Genomic DNA, 23380 nt, shown 5'->3' with positions numbered 1-23380 from the left:
GTTGAGTTACATGTTCGTTCGCACAATGCTCGCTGTGAGTCTAGGTTGCATTTTCGCAGGTCAAGTTTTTGCCGCGTCTACTGCTGAACAACCATTAAAACCCCAAGTGGTGACTGATGTTGCAGTGCAAGATCCGATTGATCCATTAGCAACTGAAGCTTCAGCGGCCCAAGCAGCACCTGCAGAAGCGCAAATTACCGCACAAGAACAACAAGACTTAAAACAGGCATCTGAAGCGCTGAATGAGCTACAGGATACCGAAGATCAGACTGCTTCTATTGGCGCAGCACCAAATACCAAAGCACCGACTAACTCTGCAGCGACCAAAGCTTCGTGGACTTTAGACGGCTTAAATAATGCCCAGTGGTATGAAAATATCGGTGCAGGTCAATTCCCAGTTTACGCACGTGCACATGTCATGCTGAATAATGCCCATGCATCACCGGGGGCGATTGACGGAACCAGCGGTAAAAATACACTAAAAGCCATTGCATCTTTCCAGCAAATGAATGGCATTAAACCGACAGGTGTTTTGACTCAGGAAACCTGGGATAAACTAGTTGCACGTCAGGGTTCTAAGCCAGCCTTTGTTGAATACACCATTACTGAAAAAGATCTGGCAGGCCCATTTGCCAAGTCTATTCCTTCAGATTATGCGTTACAGGCGAAAATGAAAGGCTTGTACTACACACGTGTCAGTGAAATGTTGAGCGAAAAATTCCATATGGATGAGAATTTCTTAAAGAAACTCAATCCAAATGCTAACTTTAATAAAGTTGGGGAAAAATTACTGGTCAGTAATGTACGTAATGACTTGCCTGAAGGTATTCACTTGATTGTTGCACATAAAGGTGCGAAACAACTGTACTTATTTAACAGTAAAAATCAAATGATCGCGTCATTCCCTGCCACCATTGGTAGTGCGGATACACCATCTCCGACCGGAACCTATAAAGTAACAGGTGTTGCACCAAACCCTTGGTACAGCTATTCACCGTCTAACTTTGTACAAGGTAAAAACTTAAAACCACTATCTTTACCACCGGGTCCTAACGGTCCTGTCGGGAATATCTGGATTGGTTTAAGCAAGAAATCATTTGGTATTCACGGAACACCAAACCCGTCTACCATTTCGAAAACAGCGTCACATGGTTGTATTCGTTTGACTAACTGGGATGCCAATGATCTTGGCCGTAAAGTCAAATCTGGGGTAACGGTTCGTTTCTTAGAATGATGATCGGTCTGCCGATTTGAATAAAAATAGCCTGCTTTTGAGCGGGCTTTTTTATTCCTTATGTTTACTTTCAGCTCTTTCGTTGCAAAAATGCAATGATCTGTCGCCTATTTGAGATTTTTTCAGTTATAAAACGACAGTATGATGATCTCAAGTTAAAAATAATGTCGAGATAAAATCATGAATGCTTTTCTACATCCTAGCGAAAATCGTGGTCATGTAAAAATGGGCTGGCTGGAGTCTAAACACAGTTTCTCATTTGGTAACTGGTATAACCCAAAGTATATGGGTGTCAGCGCTTTACGTGTCATTAATGATGACCTGATTGATGGACATCAGGGTTTTGGAACGCATCCACATGACAATATGGAAATCCTGACCTGTGTGCTGAAAGGAACCATTACCCATCAGGACAGCATGGGCAATCATGGCGGAATCGCTGCGGGTGAATGGCAACTGATGAGTGCAGGAACAGGTGTGCGGCACAGTGAAATGAACCAAGGCGACGAACAAGTCCATTTACTGCAAATCTGGATTATTCCAAATGAACGTGATGCCAAGCCGAACTATCAGCAAATCCGTCTTGACCCGCATGAGCAACCGAACCAGTGGCATTTGATTTGTGGTCCGAATGACAATGCACCGATGCATATTCGTCAGAATGCCGAAGTCAAAACTGCGGTGATTCAGCAAGGCCAAAGTCTGGAAGTGAAAGCGACCCAGCATATTAATTATGTACATGTTGTTTCTGGCACTGTCCAGATCGCTGAACATACAGTTGAAGCTGGCGGCGCAATTGCTTTTCTAGATGATACAGAAATTAAAGCAAGCGAAGATACGCAAGTGATCTGGTTTGATTTGCCGGAAGTACCCAACTAAGCTTTTAAAGCTCTCAGCTCTAATGGCTATTGATCCCAGTGATTAATAGCCATTTTTTATACGTATAATCATGAATAAAAAATAATAGTTCGCAAAATCATAATAAGGCTGCTTAACCAATAAAATTATGCCTACGACCTATACAAATCCAACCAATTCTCATCACATTTTTACCTAAGCAATGCATTATTTAGGTGAATATAAACTGATCCCTTTCCATGGAATCCAGTGCTGTATAGCTTTGATCATTCACGACTGGTTTGATATTGTCTTTTGCAGCCATAAAGTGAATTGACCTTTTCATGTAGGTTAAATAAATAGAAGAGCATATCCGTATGAACCAAATTTTAGAGATTCAAAGCAGCCCGCAGCAAGCTTTGCTTTATTTATTAGCCTTTTTAAAACAACAAGATTATCAGTTTACGACCATTACACCGCTTTCCCACCAGCGAATTCTGAATCGAAAAAAGAATGAAATTTATAAGCACAGAACCCATCAGGATATCTTTGGCTGGAATCTAAACTTTAAAAAAACTGATCTTGATTCTGCCCTTTTTACATTATTGCAAGAACATCAGCTTCTACAGGTTCAGGAAGATCAATACTTGAGTCAGGTTCGGGTTTCTTCACTCGATGGCGAACTCTTTATTCATTCAGCTTTTCCAACCACTCAGCAAGATGCGGTATTTTTCGGTCCGGATACGTATCGCTTTATCTATCATCTCAAGCAATATCTAGCTGCTCAGCCTCGCCCTTTTAAACGGGTCGTGGAAATGTGTTGTGGCACTTCAGCAGCCGCGATCAGCATTGCCAGACATTTTCCAGATGTGAATGAAATGATGGTTGCAGACCTGAATCCCAAAGCCTTGCTCTATAGCCAGATTAATATCAGTTTTGCCGGCTTAAACCATATTCATCCGGTTCAAAGTAATTTATTTTCCAATCTTGATGGAAAATTTGATCTGATTTTTGCTAATCCACCGTATTTAATTGATCCCGAACAACGTCAATATCGTCATGGCGGTAATGCGCTGGATGGCTGTGATTTATCATTCAGGATTATAAAAGAAGGTCTACAGCGCCTGAATTCTGGCGGACATTTATTTCTATATACCGGTGTGACCGTGACTGAACATGGCAATCTGTTTTTGCAGCATCTTAAAAATTTGATGAAACAGCATCACAATATAACTTGGTCTTATGAGGAAATTGACCCGGATATTTTTGGTGAAGAACTGGAACAGCCGGCTTATCGACATGTGGAAAGAATTGCGTTGGCATTAATCAAGATTGAAGTAGGCAATTAAAGAATATCTATTTATCAATTATGGAATTTTAAAATTTTGACTTTGTTCGCTATCAGCTTATTTTAAATCGCTTTATTAAAATCATAAGCAATAAAAAACCCCAATCTTTCGACTGGGGTTTTTAAAATTTGGCGGAAGCGGTGAGATTCGAACTCACGGAGGACTCACACCCTCGTCGGTTTTCAAGACCGGTGCATTAAACCGCTCTGCCACGCTTCCATGGGCGCAATAATACGGAGCTTTTGTCCGGCTGACAAGTGAAAATTACAGTGAATGCAATCAACTGCATATAGTTTCATCAAATCCTTACAGTTTTGCTGCTAATTCCGCTCCCTCACGAATGGCGCGCTTGGCATCGAGTTCAGCAGCCAGTTTTGCACCGCCAATAATATGATACTGCGCCAAGGTATTTTCCCCAGCACTCGGCATCAGGTCTTTTACCGATTCCTGACCTGCACATACCACAATGGTATCCACACGCAATAATTGAGCATGGCCATCTACCTCAATCCATAAGCCTTCATCGGTAACAGATTTATATTGCACACCGCGCAACATACGCACGGCATGTTTTTTTAACTGGGCACGATGTACCCAGCCTGAAGTCTTGCCTAGTCCTGCGCCAAGTGGTGTTTTTTTACGTTGTAATAGATAAATTTCCCGTACCGGAGGTTCTACTTCAGCACGCTGTAACCCGCCTTCAGTCACATAATCTGGATGAGAATCTACACCCCATTCACGCTTCCACTCATCCACAGGTTGCGGCTGTATTTGATGCGGTGGCTTTAATAAAAACTCGGACACATCAAAACCGATCCCGCCTGCGCCAATGACCGCAACACGATCACCGACAGGTGCGCCACGTAGCACTTCTGCATAAGATAATACTTGTGGTGCCTGACTGCCTTCGATATTCAAGGCACGCGGCACAACCCCTGTAGCCACAATCACCTCATCAAAACCCTCACGTTCTAATTGCTCGCGATTGACTCGGGTATTGAGACGCAGATCAACGCCGGTTTTTTCCAGCTGGACTTTAAAATAACGAATCGTTTCGTGAAATTCCTCTTTCCCCGGAATGACTCTAGCCAGATTGAACTGCCCACCGACCTCATGACTGGCTTCAAATAGAGTGACATCATGCCCGCGGCTGGCTGCGACTGTAGCAGCAGACAAACCTGCCACGCCACCACCAATGACCGCAATGCTTTTCGGTTTCTTGGTTTTGACATAGACCAGTTCGGTTTCATAAGCGGCACGCGGATTGACCAGACAGGTTGCGCGCTGGTTTTTAAAGGTATGATCCAGACAAGCCTGATTACAGGCAATACAGGTATTGATTTCATCAACACGATTGGTTGCAGTTTTATTGACCCAGAACGCATCTGCCAAAAGTGGACGTGCCATCTGCACCATATCTGCCTGACCAGAAGCCAGAATTGCTTCGGCAGTGTCTGGCATATTGATCCGGTTGGATGCAATCACCGGCACCGAAACATGTTTCTTAACTTCAGCCGTGTAATCGACAAAAGCAGCACGCGGTACAGAAGTCACAATGGTGGGAATACGTGCTTCATGCCAGCCAATCCCGGTATTGAGCAAAGTAATTCCTGCCTTTTCCAAAGCTTTAGCTACGGTAATGACTTCCTGCATGGTATTGCCATCATGTACCAAATCGAGAAGCGACAAACGGAAACAGATAATAAATTTTTCGCCAATTTCCTCGCGAATGGCTTTGACAATTTCTACGGCAAAACGCATCCGGTTTTCGATCGGGCCACCCCAACGGTCGTTACGCTGATTGACATGACGGCTTAAAAACTGATTCAGTAAATAGCCTTCCGAACCCATAATTTCCACGCCATCATAGCCGGCTTTTTTGGCAATACTGGCAGTTTTCACATAATCCTGAATGGTATTCAGAATCTGTTTATCTGACATTTCACGCGGTTTAAAAGGAGAAATCGGTGATTTGATCGGGCTGGCCGAAACCACAAAAGGCTGATAGCCATAGCGTCCAGCATGCAGAATTTGTAAAAGAATTTTAGCACCATGCTTATGCACTGCATGTGTCACCAGACGATGCGGCGCAATATCCCCCAAGGTATTCATGGTACCGCCTGCCGGCAACAACCAGCCCTGACGGTTTGGCGATATTCCACCCGTAATCAGCAGACCTACGCCACCCTTTGCACGTTCACCAAAATACGCTGCCAGTTTAGGATAGTTATAGAAGCGGTCTTCCAGACCAGTATGCATCGACCCCATCACCACCCGGTTTTTAATGGTGGTAAAACCCAAATGCAGTGGCTTTAAAATGTTGGCATAGTGCGTCGTGGTCATAACAAATCCCTGATTATATTTGGCTGAGCAAGTCATGCCCTTACTTTAACTGATTTTCAGAGGCTTTTTATGACCCGGAGTTCAGCATTTTCAGGCACAAATATCAATCTTCAACATCAGCTGGCTACATACATGACAGATTAGTTCTGCCATTGTCGTGCGCTGGATTTCCATAATGCAATCGCACCCAATACTGTACCAATTGGAAAACTCAGCAACATTAGAATGGCCATTATTCTGGATAAAGTTCGTCCTAAACCATTGCCCTGCTTCACCTTGATACTGGCCTGTATATTAAAAAACATCAGTAAGCCTAAAAGCAGCAGCACCACACCTAAACTCAGCATGGAAATACTGGATTGCTGATATTCAAGATATAAAAACAGTACAGTACTAAAACCAATCAGGCCGGCATAAATCCCATGCAACAGTGCCAGCGTTTCATTCTTGGGTTTAGGATTTAAATTAGGTAAAGGTGGGATATGAGTCGCCATGCTTTTATTCCTGTTTTATCTGGTTTTTAACTTTATTCGGCTGAATATAACCAATTTTCTTTGTTTTCAGCAGGATTCTGGTGAAAATCGTGCGATTTATGATTATTTAAGCCTATTGAATAGAGATTTTAAAACGAGTTTTTCTTTTCTAAAGCAAACCTAAATAAATTAATGATACAATTGATGCAATATGTATTTTTTCAGGCCACCAATTCTGGCGTGCCTATTTCATATCATTAGGATGAACAATGTCTGATAATGCAACTATCTTGCAGAATGTCCCAGTAGGTAAAAAAGTTGGTATTGCCTTCTCTGGTGGTCTAGATACTTCTGCTGCTCTTTTGTGGATGAAACAAAAAGGCGCTGAACCTTATGCTTACACAGCAAACCTGGGTCAGCCAGACGAAGACGATTACGATGCGATTCCAAAAAAAGCTGAAGCTTATGGCGCAGTAAAAGCACGTTTAATCGACTGCCGTTTACAGCTTGCATTAGAAGGTATTGCTGCAATTCAATGTGGCGCGTTCCATATTTCTACAGGTGGTATGCCTTATTTCAACACGACGCCATTGGGTCGTGCAGTAACAGGCACCATGCTGGTTACTGCCATGAAAGAAGATGACGTTAACATCTGGGGTGACGGTTCAACTTATAAAGGCAACGACATTGAACGTTTCTACCGTTATGGTTTATTGACCAATCCTGCGCTTAAAATCTACAAGCCTTGGTTAGACCAAACTTTCATTGACGAGCTGGGCGGACGTGCAGAAATGTCACAGTTCCTGATCGACAATGGTTTTGACTATAAAATGTCAAAAGAAAAAGCTTATTCAACTGACTCAAACATGCTGGGTGCGACGCACGAAGCTAAAGATCTTGAATACCTGAATGCAGGCATCAAAATCGTTGAGCCAATCATGGGCGTTGCGTTCTGGAAAGATGACGTAGAAGTAAAAGCTGAAGAAGTATCGATTACTTTTGAAGAAGGCTTCCCGGTTGCTATCAACGGTCAACGCATTGAAGATCCAGTTGAATTTATTCTTGAAGCGAACCGCATCGGTGGCCGTCACGGTCTAGGCATGTCGGATCAAATCGAAAACCGGATCATCGAAGCGAAATCTCGCGGTATCTATGAAGCTCCGGGTATGGCGCTGCTTCACATCGCTTATGAGCGTCTGGTAACGGGTATTCATAACGAAGATACGATTGAACAATACCGTATTAACGGTCTACGTTTAGGTCGTTTGCTTTACCAAGGTCGCTGGTTCGATTCTCAAGCGCTTATGCTGCGTGAAACTGCACAGCGTTGGGTTGCTAAAGCAGTTACCGGTACTGTAACGATCGAATTGCGTCGTGGTAATGACTACACCATTATGAATACTGAATCTCCGAACCTCACTTATGAAGCTGAGCGTTTGACTATGGAGAAAGGTGATTCTATGTTCTCGCCGATGGATCGTATTGGTCAGTTGACCATGCGTAACCTGGATATCACGGATACTCGTGCGAAACTGGGCATCTATACAGAGACTGGTTTATTGGCAGTTGGTTCAGCATCTGCAGTGCCACAACTAAAAGACAAAAACTAAGTTTTAGTCCTTTTTAGTTTCTTAAAAAACCGCTCCTGATGAGCGGTTTTTTATTGAGGGTTCGTTTATTGATTGTAATAATCTCTAACCATTTGCGATATCTGAATTGACTGAACGAATGGACTGATAATAAATCTGGTTGCGTCCAAGCTGTTTGGCACGATATAGCGCCTGATCCGCGATTCCCAATAAGGCGTCTTTATCAATATCATCTTCACCACGATAGACGGTAATGCCTAAACTGATGGTGATATGTTTCGCAACCGAGGATTTTTCATGTGGAATTTCCAGACGATCAATCGCCTTAAAAATATTTGAAGCCACTGCATAAGCACCATGTGCATCCGTTTCTGGCAAGAGCACCACAAACTCTTCCCCGCCATAACGCGCGACAAAGTCCATATGACGGATCGCATTTTTGATGGTTTTGGCAATAGTCGAAATGACATCATCACCTTTCTGATGCCCATAAAAATCGTTGTAATTTTTAAAGAAATCTACATCGATAAACAGAATTGCCAATGCCGTTTCTTCACGATGTGCACGTTCGAAATGGACTTGCAGCGTCTCATCAAAAGTCCGTCGATTGGAAATCTTGGTCAGCTCATCGTACTGACTCAAATGTAATAATTCGTTGGTATGGATACGCTGGATCTGCTCACTGATTCTGGCGCGAATGCTATAGAGAAATATCACACGTTCACGGGCAAAAATCATATGGCTAATCACATAACCCAGCAAGCAACTTCCAATTAAAATCCGGCCAAAAACCATAGGATTAAATTCAACTGAAAGGCTAAACAATACAAGAATAGTAGTTGCCGCAGCGAGTAATCCGGTGACCAGCATCTGAATCGGTCTAATACCGGTCAGAATATAACCCAGGATATACACGATCGTGACTATGGCCATGGACTGATGCTGCAAGGCATCAGTTTTAATCGACATGGTAATGCATGAAATTGACACCTGTATCCAGAACACCAACAGCATCGAAGCCTGCGGAAAAAAGCGCTTGATCTTGGGTAAACAGGAGAATATATAAAAAATGATTAATGACATGCCACCATTGAGCAGGCCCAGCATACACAGGACAAAATCATGTACGAAATATTCTTTGCTGATACTCCAGTAATCTGTAGGAATCATTACCACTAAAAAAAGGAAATAGGCTAGTACTCCAGCCCAGACATATTTTTCGACATGTTTACGGGCGCGTTCCAGATTTTTGGTCCAGAATTCTTGTTCCAGATTTTGTGGGAAGACCGGGCCTACACGCTGGCTTTGCCGTGTAATCAGTTGTTCTATGTCTTCTTTATCATCTTGCAATTTCGCTAGATTGTACTTGTATTCCATTGCCAAGTATTTATGTAATTTTTTTATTAATTTTAAAATAACATACTTTTTAAAATTAATTTATACATATCCCTTATTTTGTAGCGCTTTCTCGTTACCATTTTTACTATAGATGGATTATCATTTGTTTTATTTGTTCGACTGAATTTGCCTTGAATACGATTACGATTCTCCAGCCAGATGATTGGCACGTTCACCTGCGTGATGGTTTAGCACTGCAACGTACCGTTCCCGATTTAGCCAAGCAGTTTTCTCGCGCCATTTGCATGCCAAATCTGGTGCCACCCGTTAAAACTGTCGAAGAAGCCAATGCCTACCGTGAACGTATCATGGCACATGTGCCTGAAGGGGTAAATTTCGACCCACGTATGGTACTGTATTTCACTGACAACACCCCGGCAAGTGAAGTTAAAAAGATCAAAGAATCTGCGCATGTCAATGCCATCAAGCTCTATCCTGCGGGTGCGACCACCAACTCCGATAGTGGTGTGAGCGATATGAGCAAAGTCTACGGCGTAATTGAACAGCTTGAAGAACACCAAGTGCCTTTATTGCTACATGGTGAAGTGACGCATAATCATGTCGATATTTTTGACCGTGAAAAGCGTTTCCTGGATGAAGTGCTGGCTCCCTTACTCAGACAATTTCCCAAGCTGAAACTGGTGCTCGAACACATCACCACCAGCGAAGCAGCAAACTTTGTACTTGAGCAAGACCGTAATGTCGCTGCAACCATTACGCCGCAACATTTATTGTTTAACCGCAATGACATGCTGGTTGGTGGGATCAAGCCGCATTTCTACTGCTTGCCGATTTTAAAACGTCAAACGCATCAGCAAACTTTGCTGGAAGTCGCAACCAGCGGTAATCCTAAATTTTTCCTGGGAACAGATAGCGCGCCGCATTCAAAAAATGCAAAAGAAAATGCGTGTGGCTGTGCAGGATGTTATAGTGCGCCGACTGCCATTGAGCTGTATGCTCAGGCATTTGATCAGGTGGGTAAAATTGAACGCCTGGAAGGTTTTGCCAGCCATTTTGGTGCAGACTTCTATGGCCTGCCACGTAATACCAATACCATTACCCTGGTTAAAGAAGATCAAGTAATCCCTGAAAGTTTAGACTATCTGGATGGTGAACAGATTATCCCACTGTATGCTGGTAAAACCATTCAATGGAGAAAAGTGTGACAAATGAAACGCTCCCAATCATTGGTCAACGTTTTCGTGGATTCTTACCTGTAGTTGTCGATGTCGAGACTGCAGGTTTTAATGCGCAGACTGATGCATTGCTGGAAATTGCGGCCATTCCGATTGTTTATAATGAGGAGGGTCAATTTGTGCCGGGTCAAGCTTACCATGCACATATCAATCCTTTCGAAGGGGCAAACCTCGACCGACGTTCGCTGGAGTTTATTGGGATCGATCCTTCTAATCCAATGCGAATCGCCATGGCCGAAGATGAGAAAACTGCACTCAAGCGCATTTTTAAATCGGTGAATGAAGTGCGTCGCCAGCAAAATTGTACCCATGCAGTTTTAGTCGGACACAATGCACATTTCGATTTAGGTTTTCTTCAGGCCGCGATTGCCCGTACCGGGACCAAAAACCAGAACCCGTTTCATAGTTTTTCTGTCTTCGATACAGTGACTTTAAGTGCGGTGATGTTTGGTCAGACTGTACTGGCGAAGTCCTGTATCCAAGCTGGAATCGAGTTTGATGGTAAAGAAGCCCATTCTGCATTATATGATACGCAGAAGACCGCTGAACTGTTTTGCTATATTTTAAACAAACTCGCACCTCACCTGCTTGACACTCTGGTGGCGGATCAATAAGATACCGCCATCTTCTAAACGTCCCTATCGTCTAGAGGCCTAGGACATCGCCCTTTCACGGCGGTAACCGGGGTTCGAATCCCCGTAGGGACGCCATCTATTTTTTCTCTTCTTTATATTTCTTTGATCAGCATCTTAAGCTGCTCAAGTCCTACACTTTTATCAATTAATTAATGAAAATAATTCTTACCTACTTTAAGTTAATGATAATCACTTCCATTATCTTTCGCAGATTTAACCCTTCTCATGCGTTTTGCTTATTCCCCACTTTCTATTGCGGTTCTAACAGCTTTATCAACATCTAGTTTTGCAGAAGAATCAAATTATCAAGAATCCATCCTCAAGGAAGCTACGGTTAAGTTCAGCACGATTATTATCGAAGCTCAGCAAGCAAATGAAGTGGGAAAAACAGTTTATTCAAAAGAAGATTTAGAAAGTACGCCAAATAGCTCAAAGAACATTACCGATTTTTTAAAAGTGAATCCGAATGTGCAGTTTAGTCAGTCACAACTTGCAGCAGGTTCTCAAGGTGAAACTAAACCTGCCGAAATCTCTATTAATGGCGCACAAACCTTCCAAAACAATTTTATTGTGAATGGTGTTTCCAACAACCTACTTATTAATCCAGCAAATTCAAACACAAATACATTTCAAGATATCGGAACTGGCGCACAAGCTATGGCAGTGAACACTGACCTACTTTGTGAGCTTGAAGTATTAGATAGCAACGTGTCTGCCGCTTATGGTCAATTCACAGGTGGTGTTGTAAATGCTAAAACATGTGCACCGCAAACAGAGATAGGGAAAATTCACGGTTCTATCAATTACGATTATACTGAAAGCGATTGGGCTCGCTACAACTCAATTTCACCTTTAGAAGAAAGTAAATTTGAAGAGCCCACAGATGACTACCAAAAGGAATATACCAAACAAGGTCTAAGCACCAATATTTATGGGAAGCTCTCGAATGATTAGGGCTTTAATGCTTATGCTTCTCAACGAGAGTCTATCATCCCAGTCAAAAGTGGTTTTGAAACACCTAAAACAATTGATCAAGAACGACATATCTCAAATCTTGGTGCAACATTATTTTATACACCAAACGCCTCAACCAAAGCGAAGTTTGGTTTCGATTATGGTTTGCTCGATAGCTTAAGTTATGTGGACAGTAATCGTGATTCAGGTAGTACTACTGAAACCGAAACACTTACTCTGTTCTCGGAACTTGAACATCGCTTCAACTTAGGTACTCTCGTACACAAACTTAATTTCCAAAACTCGGCGACACAACGTATTGCTGACAATAACTACAGTATGCATTGGTACTACGCCAAAGGAAGTAAAGATTGGAATAATACCGATGTAGTTCGAGAGGGCGCCATCATGGGAGAGATTGAACAACGCCAAGACGTCCTTTCCTATGACCTACAAGCGAATATAGACCCTTTTAAACTTGGTCAATCCCAACACAACATGACTATAGGTACGGGTTATAGCCATGCTCATGTTGCGTAGAAACAAGTCGAGGATGTTTTACTCGCGACAAAGATCAACTTAAAAGAACTTGGCAAAGATACTACCTGCCTTCAAAGTGACCCATATTGTGATGATAAACTAACGATAAATGGTTGGAATGGACAATATATCGCTGGTGGGACTCTGTACAAAGCTGGTGCTATCCAAGCTCAGCAAGATCGCCTAAATATATTTATTGAAGATAATATTCAGTGGAATGATCAATTTTCAACACGCTTTGGTGTTCGCGCTGATTATGACTCTTTAAGTAGTAATATCAATATTGCTCCTCGTAGCCGTCTCTCTTACAAACCCTTTAGTAATGATCAATTGCATTTATCCGCGGGATGGAATCGCTACTATGGTCAGCAAACTTTAGGTACAGAGCTGAATGAAATTCAAAATGATTTGCTCTACAAACTGTCACGTGAAAAACCACATGCGCCTTGGGTAGCAACACAAACTGCACTATCCAGCGGTGCGCGTAGTTCAGCGCTCAATACCCCTTTCAGTGACGAGACTGCTTTAGGCCTGAATACACAAATCCAGAATTGGGATCTAGGGCTAAAATGGGTCAATCGTAAATATCAGGATGAAATATCAAAAACTAAAGTTACTCCTTTAGATGGATCAAAATTCTTCTACGAATATAACAATGATGGAAGTGGCAAAGCTGACATCTACACCTTAACACTTAAAAATCGTCAACCGATCGCTCTGGGGGATAGCCAACATTTATTTGCCTTGGGATTTGACTACAGTGAAGTCTTCCGCAGTTATGTAGATTACACTTCAGCCTATGATCAAGCCACTCAAGATGAATGGGTCTCTTATGATGGTCAAATTATTCGTTGGTCAGACCGCCCTGCCCCAAACTTTAACCAACCATGGACCGCACGAGTAAACTGGGATATTGCATTCGATACACTGCCTGTACGTATTTCAAACTTCTTTAGCTATAAAGACAGTTACGATAATATGGTTGCAGTCTCCAATAAAAATGACAAAGTCGAGTATAAAGGTGAACTGCTTGACACCTATTTAGCCTCTGAAATTAAACCCAAATTTAAATGGGATATGCGCACCACCTATGATTGGGAAATTTCAAAAGATTTAAGGGCAATTTTTGGTTTAACCATTAACAATGTAACCAACCGCGTGAATACCTATACAACAGGCTCGACCTCAAATGATAGACCACGTGTGATGATTGAAATCGGCCGCCAATTTATTGCGGATGTTACTTTTAAATTCTAGAGCCTGAATAGGTACATGCTGCTGCTCTTTTTAATTTGCTTAGGCTATAATTAATGCGATTTCATATTTTGCCTTTGTATCATGTTAAAAAAGATCTTACTGGTTTTACTGATTTTAGCCCCATCCGCACTATATCTCTATATCGTCAACCGTGATGATAACCACACTGCGGAGACTGAAACAGTGTCAACGCCAACTGAAAACTCTCAGCCTGAGCAATATCAAACTCCAGATCACTAAGTTTTAGTGATCTTTTCAAATATTTATTTTTTATAGTCCTGAAATCTGTTCAGAAAATAACATCTTAATAAAATAAAGTTTTTGTTTTGCCTAATGTTTAAACTGTTAAATGAATTTTAGCAAAAACCCTTTTGACAAACCCCGGCTTAATCCTTAATATACGCATCACCTCGCAACGTCCCTATCGTCTAGAGGCCTAGGACATCGCCCTTTCACGGCGGTAACCGGGGTTCGAATCCCCGTAGGGACGCCATCTATTGATCTCATACGATCAGACCTTATTCGAAATTACCATTATTCGATTGCAGATTTGTAGTTTTTCACTACAATAGCTCGCTTCATTCCTTTGAAGTATTTCTTATTTCCTATGCACTCATCTCCGAATGATGCTACGCATCAGGGCAATTCTGCGCCTTTAAAACGCGCTATGAGTACTCGACATCTGGTCATGATTTCGCTTGGTGGCGCAATCGGAACAGGCCTATTCTTAGGGTCGGGTGAAGTCATTGCACAAACGGGGCCTGTAGGTGCCATTCTCGCTTATCTCCTGGGCGGTATTATCGCGTACATGGTAATGCTATGTTTGGGCGAACTTGCCGTTCATATGCCAGAATCTGGTTCATTTGGTGCTTATGCCAAACGTTATATTGGACCAGGCACAGGCTATACCATCACCTGGTTATACTGGCTGACATGGTCGGTCACTCTCGGAACTGAATTTACTGCAGCGGCCTTGCTGATGCAGGAATGGTTCCCGGATATTTCCATGTGGTTATGGACCATTATCTTTGGTGTATTCGTATTTAGTCTCAATATGATTTCGACCCGCTGGTTTGCCGAATCCGAATTCTGGCTGGCACTGGTAAAAGTGGTCACGGTTGTTGCTTTTATTCTTTTAGGTCTATTGGCCATCTTTGGTGTTCTGGGCTATCAAGGCTATGAAGCTGCGCCTTTATTTACCAATCTAACTGCACAAGGCTGGTTCCCTGAAGGTCTATTCCCGATTTTTGCTACGATGCTGATTGTGAACTTTGCCTTCTCTGGTACCGAGCTGATTGGTGTGGCTGCCGGTGAAACTGAAGATCCTGCGAAAAATGTTCCTAAAGCAATTAATACTGCGATTTTCCGCTTATTAATTTTCTTTGTAGGTACCATTATCGTGGTAACAGCCTTACTTCCGCATCAGGAAGCAGGCTTAGCCGCTGAAGGCGTAAGTAGCAGCCCATTCGTAACCGTATTCCAGCATATTGGTATCCCATATGCTGAAGACATTATCCGTTTTGTCATTATCACTGCGTTGTTGTCTGCTGCCAACTCGGGCTTATTTGCTGCTTCACGTATGATGTGGTCATTGTCATACAGCAAACAGTTACCTGCCATATTCTCAAGACTGAATGCTCGCGGCGTACCGTATATTGCAGTTATGGTGACTATGCTGGGTGCATTGCCAGGTTTATTGTCTGAACAGTTTGCGCCAGAGACGATCTTTACCAACTTGCTGGGCGTTGCAGCGTTTACCATGGTGGTGGTCTGGATGAGTATTTGCTTAAGCCAGTTCAACTTCCGTCGTCAATGGTATAAACAGGGTCATACGGCCAAAGAACTGGGCTTTGCTGCACCATTGTTCCCGATTGTACCAATCCTGGGCTTTGTGTTCTGTTTTATTACCTGTATCAGTATGGTCTTTGATCCATCAATGCGTATCAGCTTCATAGGCTGTCTGCTATTTATTGCAGCGTGTTATGCAAGTTATTATGCCTTTTATCACAACAAGTCTTAATCATCAGTTTTAAAAGAGCGGCTCCGGCCGCTCTTTTTTTATCTATACTATAACCATAGTGGGCAGCCTTAAGGGTGAGTCGATGAAAATTGTGTTTATTCACAGCATGAACAAGCAACAATATACGGCTACTTCATTACGTCAACATTGGCTGCATCTCTTAAAAACAGGCCTTCAGAAAAACCTACAACAGCAAGCCCGTTTTACTTATTTAAAACGGCATATCCGTATCCCTTTTTATGGCGATTTACTTTCTCGGCATCATTTTCATAACGTCTTGAATGCCAGCACCCTGATGCCGCAACAGTGGCCGCATTTCCCTTTTTTACATCCCGCACAGCTGCAACCGGCATCGCCACCAGACCAGTGTACCTATCAAATTTGTGACGTCCCGCAGTCGAATATTGATGATGTCCTGAATTTCAATCAAAAACTGAAATTCATTACAGCATTAAGCAAAGATATTGCCTTGCGGGATTTTGCGGTACTCATCAATTATTTTCCCAGCTTACATGCCAGCTTTTTGCATAAGTTTTGCTGGAAACTTATCTTTATTTGGCCAATCCGGATTTTATGCAGGAAGTTCACCGCCGCATTCATGATCAACTCTATAGCAGCAGGCCACAGATTCTGGTGGCACATTCGCTTGGCAGCGTGATTGCCTATAATTATTTGATTCAGCATCCAGACGTCATTAAAGCGCTACTGGAATTGCTATAAGACTCACGTCAAACTCTAAATTCAACTTTTACCGTTCCATTCATATTCTTCTTCTATTCAGTAAAATCTTTCATCCAGACCTACCAATTTACTGCTTTTTCTGCCTTTTTTATAAATATACGGATGTCTGTTAATGATTGTTTTATCAAAGATAATTTACACATTAACGCCACAAAAAGTGCAGCTTGGCTTGCCGCAATTTTCTCTATACTGTGAATATATAGATCGACCTCCGTGAGGTATCGATGAAAGTTATTTTTATTCATGGAATGAACCAGCAACATCACAGTGCTGCATCGATTCGCCAGCGCTGGCTGCATATACTTCAAAAAGGCATTCGCAAACACCGTCATGATGCCAGATTCAGTTATTTACGACGTCACATTCACATTCCATTTTATGGAGACTTGCTTTCACACTATAACGTTCGCAACATCCTGAATGCTGGAACCTTGATGCCCCAGCAATGGCCCAGCTTTCGTTTCCGTCAACCTGTCCATCCTCAGCTTCCTGCACCAGTTCCACGTCCTGGCTGGCGCAAGCCCGTGATTTCAGATCTTCCTCAGCTTCATCTGAATGAGCCGATGGATTTCAAACAGAAATTCAAATTTATTACTACGCTAAGCAAAAATGTTGCACTGCGAGACTTTGTATTATTGCTGAATTATTTTCCCAGTCTGCATCGGAGCCTGCTTCAGAAATTTCTGATTGAAACCTATCTGTATCTCGACAATCCTGCTTTCATGAAGGAAGTTCATGAGCGGATTGCCCGGCAATTGAATGGTCGCAAACCTTGTATTGTGATTGCTCATTCTCTGAGCAGTGTGATTGCCTATAATTATCTTATTCAGCATCCTGAACTGAACGTACAGCGTTTTATTACTTTAGGATCGCCATTAGCCTTTCAGGTGATCCAGTCACATTTACCGCAACCCATTGTACGACCTGCAGCAATTACAGGCGACTGGATAAATTTTTATTCAACTGATGATTTTCTTACCGCCTTTCCTCTTACACAACCGCCATTTCAGTTTCAACCCGCAATTATTAACCACGGCATTCGTACCCATATTCACCGCCCGCATGATATTACTGGCTATTTACTCCATCCGCAGGTGGTAGAAGCAATTCTGGAATTGCTTAAAAATCCAGCTTAAACCATGTAATTTTCCAGTATTTTCTCTAGATTGTTTTAAATTTATGCACTCAACCCAGAAAATCATTTTTTTTATGGAAATGCGTTTGACACCCCCCTGTTTTCACCCTATTATACGCCCACCTCTGAAACGTCCCTATCGTCTAGAGGCCTAGGACATCGCCCTTTCACGGCGGTAACCGGGGTTCGAATCCCCGTAGGGACGCCAATTTTCAGAAGTACATTTTATTAAGTCCCTATCGTCTAGAGGCCTAGGACATCGCCCTTTCACGGCGGTAACCGGGGTTCGAATCCCCGTAGGGACGCCATTACTTCAAGCTAAAAGTAGCGGTTTTAAAATTTATCTTCTGTACTGTCCCTATCGTCTAGAGGCCTAGGACATCGCCCTTTCACGGCGGTAACCGGGGTTCGAATCCCCGTAGGGACGCCATATTCGAGATGGCAACATCTCAACAAAAAGCCCGAGCATTGCGACTCGGGCTTTTTTTTATCTTGCAAATTTTATTTCTGAAAACTTTAAACCTTGTTTTTATCATTCGTTCAAATCTAGCTCTCTTTCTGGGGGCTGCCATCCCATTCTTAATTTTACAATTTGTATTGTTTTAACATTTCTATGCATAGAAATATCCGTTCATTTTCATTTAAAGCAATACACCAATAAATTAGAACAAAAATTCAACACCCTGCTTTTAGAGGGCACGTTAAGGTAAATCAAGAGAAATCTGCAAGGATCAGATTATGTTCGTCAGCACAGAGCTAAGTTTACCTTTATCGCCAAATAAAAATCATAATTATCAAATTAAAAGCTTTAAGGATTGGGTCGACTTTTTTCAAGATACTGAAATTTCGACATATACCAAAACTGAAAAAGCTGAATCTTATTTGAGCGATCTGATTAAAAATTTAAATATTGATACTCTCGGATGGTTAGATCAGCCCCCACAGGTTGAACAGCATCTTTTAGAACAACATCATCAAATCTGTGCCACTTTCCAGGCCTATGTCAATCGCCGTAAACAGCAGCAGCCTCGGGAATATTTTCCAACGGTTTCTCATGCTTTCGAATTCCTGGCGAAAGTTGCACCGGTTAAACTGGTCGATGGTGCCTGGTTATATTCGACCGTGCAAAATTGCAATCAGCCCGAGCTAAAAGATTTGATTTACATCTATCTCGAAGAGCTTGGCTTAGGGCATCCGCGTGCCAATCATGTCACCATGTATCAGGACCTGTTGAGTCATTATGAGCTGAATAGTTATGCCGAGCATTTGGATGACAGTTATTATGAACAGGCTGCCGTACAGTTGGCACTGGCTTATGCCCCGGCCAAATATTTACCTCTGGTCATTGGCTTTAATCTCGGTTATGAACAGTTACCGCTGCATCTGTTAATCACCAATTATGAACTGGCTGAACTGGGTATCGATCCGCATTATTTCAATGTGCACATTACTATTGATAATGCTCACAATGGTCATGCGCAGAAATCCCTGCAAGCATTTATCCAGCATTTTCATCATGCTGAAGATCCACAAGCTTATCTGGAGCTAATTAAAAAAGGCTATGTTCTAAATGACTTGGGTAGAAGTTCCTCCCAGATCATTAAGGAACTGGATATTGGGCAGATGGCTTTAAAAGTGTTCCAGAATAAAGCGCTGATTGGTCAATATATTCATAATCAGAAATGCCAGTTTAGTGGTAAGACCATCAATGACTGGTTATCCGATCCTGCCCAGATTGCCGAGTTTTTGCAGGTCATGATTGACAAAGGCTGGATCGTAAAAGATGCACCAGTGGAGCAAAGCCGTTTCTGGAAAATGATAGATCATCCGGAAGGTAAAATGTTTGGGGTCTTTAATGCGACCGAAAAACAGATTATTAAAGACTGGATTCAGGGCGCAGGCTTGGCAACTCGCCTGTCCTCACGTAGTGCAACCCCATCACAGGCAAAAATTGAACCTGCAATGAGCCGTATGGACCAGCAGCGCTTGAATCAGTTAAAAAGTCGCTTCATGCGCTGTGAAGGTGCGGAACAGAAAATTGATTTACTGATTCCTTATACTGCACCGCATATGCATCATACTGAAATTGGTTTATGGGCGACTCGTCAGTTAAGCCAGTTATTATTTCCTTTTCAGACCCAGGCGATGCATTATTCCTAAAGCACCCCTAAGTGCCAGAAATTAAAAAACCGGACATTTGCAGTGTCCGGTTTTTTAATAAAGATTAAGCCGATTTTCGCGAGTTTAATTGTCCCTTGATCACCGCTTTGACATTGCCTTTCAGATACTGCAAAAAGACCTTTAGTGGTGACAGTTTCGGATTAGGCTGCTTGCCTTTGGCAATTTCTTTAAACTGCGCGGCATACCAGATGATTTCCATAATCGCCATTTTGTCGACCATTGGAATACCGGTTTTAATTTTCTCAACCGCATAACGTACATCATGCCCTGCAACCAGACGATTGCCCAAGTCAGGTTCTACCGCAAAGGGACGTGCAATCCCGACAAAATCACAAGCACCACTGTCAAGCGCGGCATTCATGCCTTCAACAGTTCGGAATCCACCAGTGACCATGATATGGCACTTCACTTCCTGACGGATTTTTTCGGCAAAATCGAGGAAATAGGCTTCACGAGCAATGGTCGAGGCCTTGCGCTTGTCTGCTTTCACGCCGGCCATCGCAGGTGCTTCATAGCTACCACCTGACACTTCAATGATATCAATGCCTGCAGCGTCCATCGCCTTAAAGACATAAATGACATCTTCTTCGCTAATACCGCCACGCTGGAAATCAGCTGAATTCAGCTTGACTGAAATAATAAAATTTTCCGAAGTCGCAGCACGAACAGCCTGATAGGTTTGCAGCAAGAAACGGGTACGATTCTCAATACTACCACCCCATTGATCCTGACGCTTATTGGTCAGCGGTGACAGAAACTGGCTAATCAGATAACCATGTGCCCCATGCAACTGCACCCCCTCAAATCCTGCTTTTTCACAGATGGCAGCCGAAGTGGCAAAGCGCTGAATAATATCCAGGATTTCATCTTCGCGCAGTTCCCGTGGGGTTCCAAAGCTCATGGCCAAAGCCGGACTAAAGGATACTGCCGAAGGTGCAACCGTTTCTTTATTCAGACCTTTAGGACACTGGCGGCCCGGATGCGACAACTGGACCAATTGTACCATGCCATGCTGTTTGCCTACGTCGGCCCAGACTTTAAGCTGCGCCAGATCGCGTTCTGTTTCTACCACTACGACGCCCGGTTCATTCTTAGCACGATAATCCACCATGACATTACCCGTAATAGCACAACCCAAACCACCTTCGGCCCATGCTTCATACAACTTGAAATGCGCCTGATTGGGTTGGCCGGCATCATTGGCCAGTGCTTCACTCATGGCACCTTTGATGATGCGATTTTTGAAAGTGGTATTGCGAATTTGAATGGAATGGGCCAATTGAGTCATGATCTGTCCTGATACGTTACTTTTATTTTGTACTCGTTTATAACGTAAGCCAGAACAATTGACAATCAGTCTTGTCAAATTTACACAATTTTATCTGCTTATTTTTTCATGGTTAAAGATTTTTGTGATTTAGTTTCTTGGATCAAAAGCATCCCGTACTGCTTCTCCCATATAGATCAGCAAACTCAGTACAATGGCCAAACTAAAGAATCCCGACAATGCTAGCCACGGCGCATTTAAGTTGTTTTTGGCCTGAAGCAAGAGTTCCCCTAGGGATGCCGAATCGGGTGGCAAACCATACCCTAAAAAATCCAGCGCTGTCAGTGCAGTAATATTGGCGGTTAGTATAAAAGGTAACTGTGACAGGCTAGAACCTATCACATTGGGAAGAATATGTTTGAACATGATCCGTCCATCCCCGGCCCCGATACTTCTTGCTGCCCAGACATATTCCAGATTTCTGGCGCGCAAGAACTCAGCGCGCACCATACTCACCAGTGTGGTCCAGCCAAATAACAGCATGATCAGAAATAGCCAGTAAATACTCGGAGTAAACAGACTGACCAGTACCATCACCATAAACAGCATCGGTAAACCGCTCCAGACTTCGAGTATGCGTTGCCCGATCAGGTCAATCCATCCGCCATAATAACCCTGAATTGCCCCTACTAAAATTCCCAACGCTGCAGACAATAGAGTCAGAGCAAAACCAAACAGTAATGAAATCCTTAATCCATATAGAATCCGTGCCAGAACATCACGGCCCTGATCATCTGTTCCCAGCCAGTTTTGCGCACTCGGTGGCGAAGGCACTGGTACAGCCAGTTCAAAATTTGGCGTTTGAGAGGAAAACGGAATGATGGGCCAGATCGCCCAGCCCTTTTCTGCAATCAGTTGCTGTACAGCGGGATCTTTATATTCTGCTTCTGTCTCAAATACCCCACCAAACGTGGTTTCTGGATAGGATTTCAGGATAGGCAGATAAAAAGCATGATCATATTTCACCAACAAGGGCTTATCGTTAGCAATCAGTTCTGCACCCAAGGAAATGATGAAAATAGCACTGAAAATAATAAAGCAGCTAAAGCCCAGCTTATGCTGCTTAAAACGTTGCCAGCGTGCTTGCATCAAGGAAGACATTATTGTAATCCTCGACGTGAACTGAAATGAATCCGTGGATCTATCAGTTGATACAGTAAATCGCTAAGTAAACGCAGCATCAGGCCGAGCAAGGTAAAAATAAACAAAGTACCAAAAATCACCGGATAGTCGCGCTGGATAATCGCCTCAAAACCTAAAACACCTAAGCCATCCAGATTGAAAATAATCTCGATAAACAGGTTGCCCACGAAAAACACCCCGATCAGAACTTCGGGCAAACCTGCGATGAGCACTAAAATGGCATTCCGGAATACATGCCGATATAGCACTGCATATTCAGTTAAACCTTTTGCCCGTGCAGCCAGGACATATTGCTTGCTCAGCTCTTCAACAAAGGAAAATTTGACCAGATAGGTCAAACTGGCAAATCCGCCGAGCACCATGGCCAACAGCGGCAAGGCCATATGCCAGAAATAATCTTGAATTTTCGCAAAGAATGAGAGTTCAGCAAAATTTTCAGAGCGAATGCCCTGCAAGGGAAACCAGTGCAGATAAGACCCGCCAGCAAAAAAGACGATCAGTAAAATGGCAAAAATAAAGGCTGGAATGGCATAGCCTACGGCCAACACTAGAGAGGTGGTCTGATCAAACAGACTGCCATGTTTTCGGGCTTTTCTGATCCCTAAAGGAATGGAGACCAGATAAATCAGCAAGGTACTCCACAGGCCTAAAGAAAGGGATACTGGCAATTTCTCCCAGATGAGCTCGGTCACAGGCTTGTCTTTGAAAAAACTCTGCCCCAGATCAAACTGCGCATAACGCGTTAGCATTTCCCAAAAGCGGATATGCAGCGGCTGGTCAAAGCCGTACTGGATATTAATCTGCTCAAGCATCTCCGGTGTGAGGCCTTGCTTTCCCTGATACTGCAATCCGGTATGCGCCAAACCATTGACCTGTTGCGCCTGATAAATCGCCTGCTCCACCGGACCACCGGGTGCCAGCTGGATCACCATGAAATTGATCAGCAAAATGATCAGCAAGGTTGGAATCATCAGCAACAGACGTTTGAGAATATAAGTGCTCATGGCACTCCCTGATAGGCTTGGAGC

19 protein-coding genes, 6 tRNA genes and 1 pseudogene are annotated in these 23380 nt (G+C 43.0%); 19 read left to right on the top strand and 7 right to left on the bottom strand.

Translation table 11 applies throughout. From position 1 onward, the window contains the following. The first annotated feature begins 10 nt into the window (after positions 1–10). From BFN00_RS11825 to BFN00_RS11815, 3 genes are all read left to right on the top strand, one after another. Positions 11–1234: a L,D-transpeptidase family protein gene (locus BFN00_RS11825; RefSeq protein WP_044110271.1), complete on the top strand. Its 1224-nt coding sequence runs from the start codon at positions 11–13 to the stop codon at positions 1232–1234. Between the two features lie 180 nt (positions 1235–1414). Continuing rightward, entirely contained in the window at positions 1415–2113 is a 699-nt protein-coding gene (locus BFN00_RS11820; protein WP_071851857.1) for a pirin family protein, read from the top strand. A 335-nt stretch (positions 2114–2448) separates the two neighbouring features. After that, positions 2449–3420: a methyltransferase gene (locus tag BFN00_RS11815; RefSeq protein WP_071851849.1), complete on the top strand. Its 972-nt coding sequence runs from the start codon at positions 2449–2451 to the stop codon at positions 3418–3420. Between the two features lie 129 nt (positions 3421–3549). Here BFN00_RS11815 and BFN00_RS11810 read toward each other — a convergent pair. The 3 genes from BFN00_RS11810 to BFN00_RS11800 form a co-directional block, all read right to left on the bottom strand. Next, a tRNA-Ser gene (locus BFN00_RS11810) sits at positions 3550–3639 on the bottom strand. Positions 3640–3726: 87 nt separating this feature from the next. Next, entirely contained in the window at positions 3727–5763 is a 2037-nt protein-coding gene (locus BFN00_RS11805; protein ID WP_071851847.1) for an NADPH-dependent 2,4-dienoyl-CoA reductase, read from the bottom strand. Between the two features lie 140 nt (positions 5764–5903). Further along, positions 5904–6257: a hypothetical protein gene (locus BFN00_RS11800; protein WP_071851845.1), complete on the bottom strand. Its 354-nt coding sequence runs from the start codon at positions 6255–6257 to the stop codon at positions 5904–5906. Between the two features lie 248 nt (positions 6258–6505). Between BFN00_RS11800 and argG the strand changes: the two genes are divergently transcribed. Continuing rightward, on the top strand, positions 6506–7846 hold the full coding sequence (gene argG, locus BFN00_RS11795) for an argininosuccinate synthase (protein ID WP_004279561.1): 1341 nt from the start codon (positions 6506–6508) through the stop codon (positions 7844–7846). Positions 7847–7930: 84 nt separating this feature from the next. On the opposite strand, the gene BFN00_RS11790 is transcribed toward argG, so the two are convergent. Further along, positions 7931–9202, bottom strand: coding sequence for a GGDEF domain-containing protein (locus BFN00_RS11790; RefSeq protein WP_071851843.1), 1272 nt, complete (start codon positions 9200–9202; stop codon positions 7931–7933). A 152-nt stretch (positions 9203–9354) separates the two neighbouring features. Here BFN00_RS11790 and pyrC point away from each other — a divergent pair, with 152 nt between their 5' ends. The 15 genes and pseudogenes from pyrC to BFN00_RS11725 all read left to right on the top strand — a co-directional run bounded on the left by pyrC (position 9355) and on the right by BFN00_RS11725 (position 19861). Further along, positions 9355–10389, top strand: a complete 1035-nt coding sequence (pyrC, locus tag BFN00_RS11785; protein ID WP_004279558.1) for a dihydroorotase — start codon at positions 9355–9357, stop codon at positions 10387–10389. Further along, positions 10374–11033: a ribonuclease T gene (rnt, locus tag BFN00_RS11780; protein ID WP_004279557.1), complete on the top strand. Its 660-nt coding sequence runs from the start codon at positions 10374–10376 to the stop codon at positions 11031–11033. Before pyrC ends, rnt begins: the two co-directional genes overlap by 16 nt. Before the next feature lie 20 nt (positions 11034–11053). Next, positions 11054–11129, top strand: a tRNA-Glu gene (locus BFN00_RS11775). 150 nt (positions 11130–11279) lie between these two features. After that, positions 11280–12008 carry a TonB-dependent receptor plug domain-containing protein gene (locus BFN00_RS16170; protein ID WP_249449797.1) on the top strand — a complete coding sequence of 243 codons (729 nt, stop codon included), beginning with the start codon at positions 11280–11282 and terminating at the stop codon, positions 12006–12008. A 186-nt stretch (positions 12009–12194) separates the two neighbouring features. Then, positions 12195–12548 (top strand): hypothetical protein, encoded by a 354-nt coding sequence (locus BFN00_RS16165; protein ID WP_249449796.1) that lies wholly within the window; start codon positions 12195–12197, stop codon positions 12546–12548. A gap of 330 nt (positions 12549–12878) precedes the next feature. Beyond that, positions 12879–13805, top strand: coding sequence for a hypothetical protein (locus BFN00_RS16160; RefSeq protein WP_325754941.1), 927 nt, complete (start codon positions 12879–12881; stop codon positions 13803–13805). Positions 13806–13886: 81 nt separating this feature from the next. Next, a complete protein-coding gene (locus BFN00_RS15975) occupies positions 13887–14045 on the top strand; it encodes a hypothetical protein (RefSeq protein WP_004279546.1) in 159 nt (52 codons plus the stop codon). A 177-nt stretch (positions 14046–14222) separates the two neighbouring features. Then, positions 14223–14298, top strand: a tRNA-Glu gene (locus tag BFN00_RS11765). 114 nt (positions 14299–14412) lie between these two features. Next, positions 14413–15825, top strand: a complete 1413-nt coding sequence (locus BFN00_RS11760; RefSeq protein WP_071851841.1) for an amino acid permease — start codon at positions 14413–14415, stop codon at positions 15823–15825. Positions 15826–15907: 82 nt separating this feature from the next. Next, positions 15908–16518 (top strand): annotated as a pseudogene (locus BFN00_RS11755) (alpha/beta hydrolase); the annotation flags it as partial. Between the two features lie 272 nt (positions 16519–16790). Then, positions 16791–17702: an alpha/beta fold hydrolase domain-containing protein gene (locus BFN00_RS11745; protein ID WP_071851837.1), complete on the top strand. Its 912-nt coding sequence runs from the start codon at positions 16791–16793 to the stop codon at positions 17700–17702. A gap of 131 nt (positions 17703–17833) precedes the next feature. Further along, positions 17834–17909, top strand: a tRNA-Glu gene (locus tag BFN00_RS11740). 24 nt (positions 17910–17933) lie between these two features. Continuing rightward, a tRNA-Glu gene (locus BFN00_RS11735) sits at positions 17934–18009 on the top strand. Between the two features lie 46 nt (positions 18010–18055). After that, a tRNA-Glu gene (locus BFN00_RS11730) sits at positions 18056–18131 on the top strand. Between the two features lie 308 nt (positions 18132–18439). After that, a complete protein-coding gene (locus tag BFN00_RS11725; RefSeq protein WP_071851835.1) occupies positions 18440–19861 on the top strand; it encodes an iron-containing redox enzyme family protein in 1422 nt (473 codons plus the stop codon). A 64-nt stretch (positions 19862–19925) separates the two neighbouring features. Here BFN00_RS11725 and BFN00_RS11720 read toward each other — a convergent pair whose 3' ends face one another. From BFN00_RS11720 to yejB, 3 genes are all read right to left on the bottom strand, one after another. Further along, positions 19926–21170: an NADH:flavin oxidoreductase/NADH oxidase family protein gene (locus tag BFN00_RS11720; RefSeq protein ID WP_071851834.1), complete on the bottom strand. Its 1245-nt coding sequence runs from the start codon at positions 21168–21170 to the stop codon at positions 19926–19928. A gap of 129 nt (positions 21171–21299) precedes the next feature. Continuing rightward, entirely contained in the window at positions 21300–22310 is a 1011-nt protein-coding gene (locus BFN00_RS11715; RefSeq protein ID WP_071851833.1) for an ABC transporter permease, read from the bottom strand. Then, complete coding sequence (yejB, locus tag BFN00_RS11710) at positions 22310–23356, bottom strand: microcin C ABC transporter permease YejB (RefSeq protein ID WP_071851832.1); 1047 nt, start codon at positions 23354–23356, stop codon at positions 22310–22312. The genes BFN00_RS11715 and yejB overlap by 1 nt, the downstream gene beginning before the upstream one ends. Positions 23357–23380: the final 24 nt, after the last annotated feature.

Source organism: Acinetobacter sp. AR2-3 (genome assembly GCF_001878775.1).
GTDB classification, from domain to species: Bacteria; Pseudomonadota; Gammaproteobacteria; order Pseudomonadales; family Moraxellaceae; genus Acinetobacter; species Acinetobacter lwoffii_D.
Note: the sequence above shows the minus strand (reverse complement) of the source record. Positions and strands in the feature narration are given on the sequence as shown.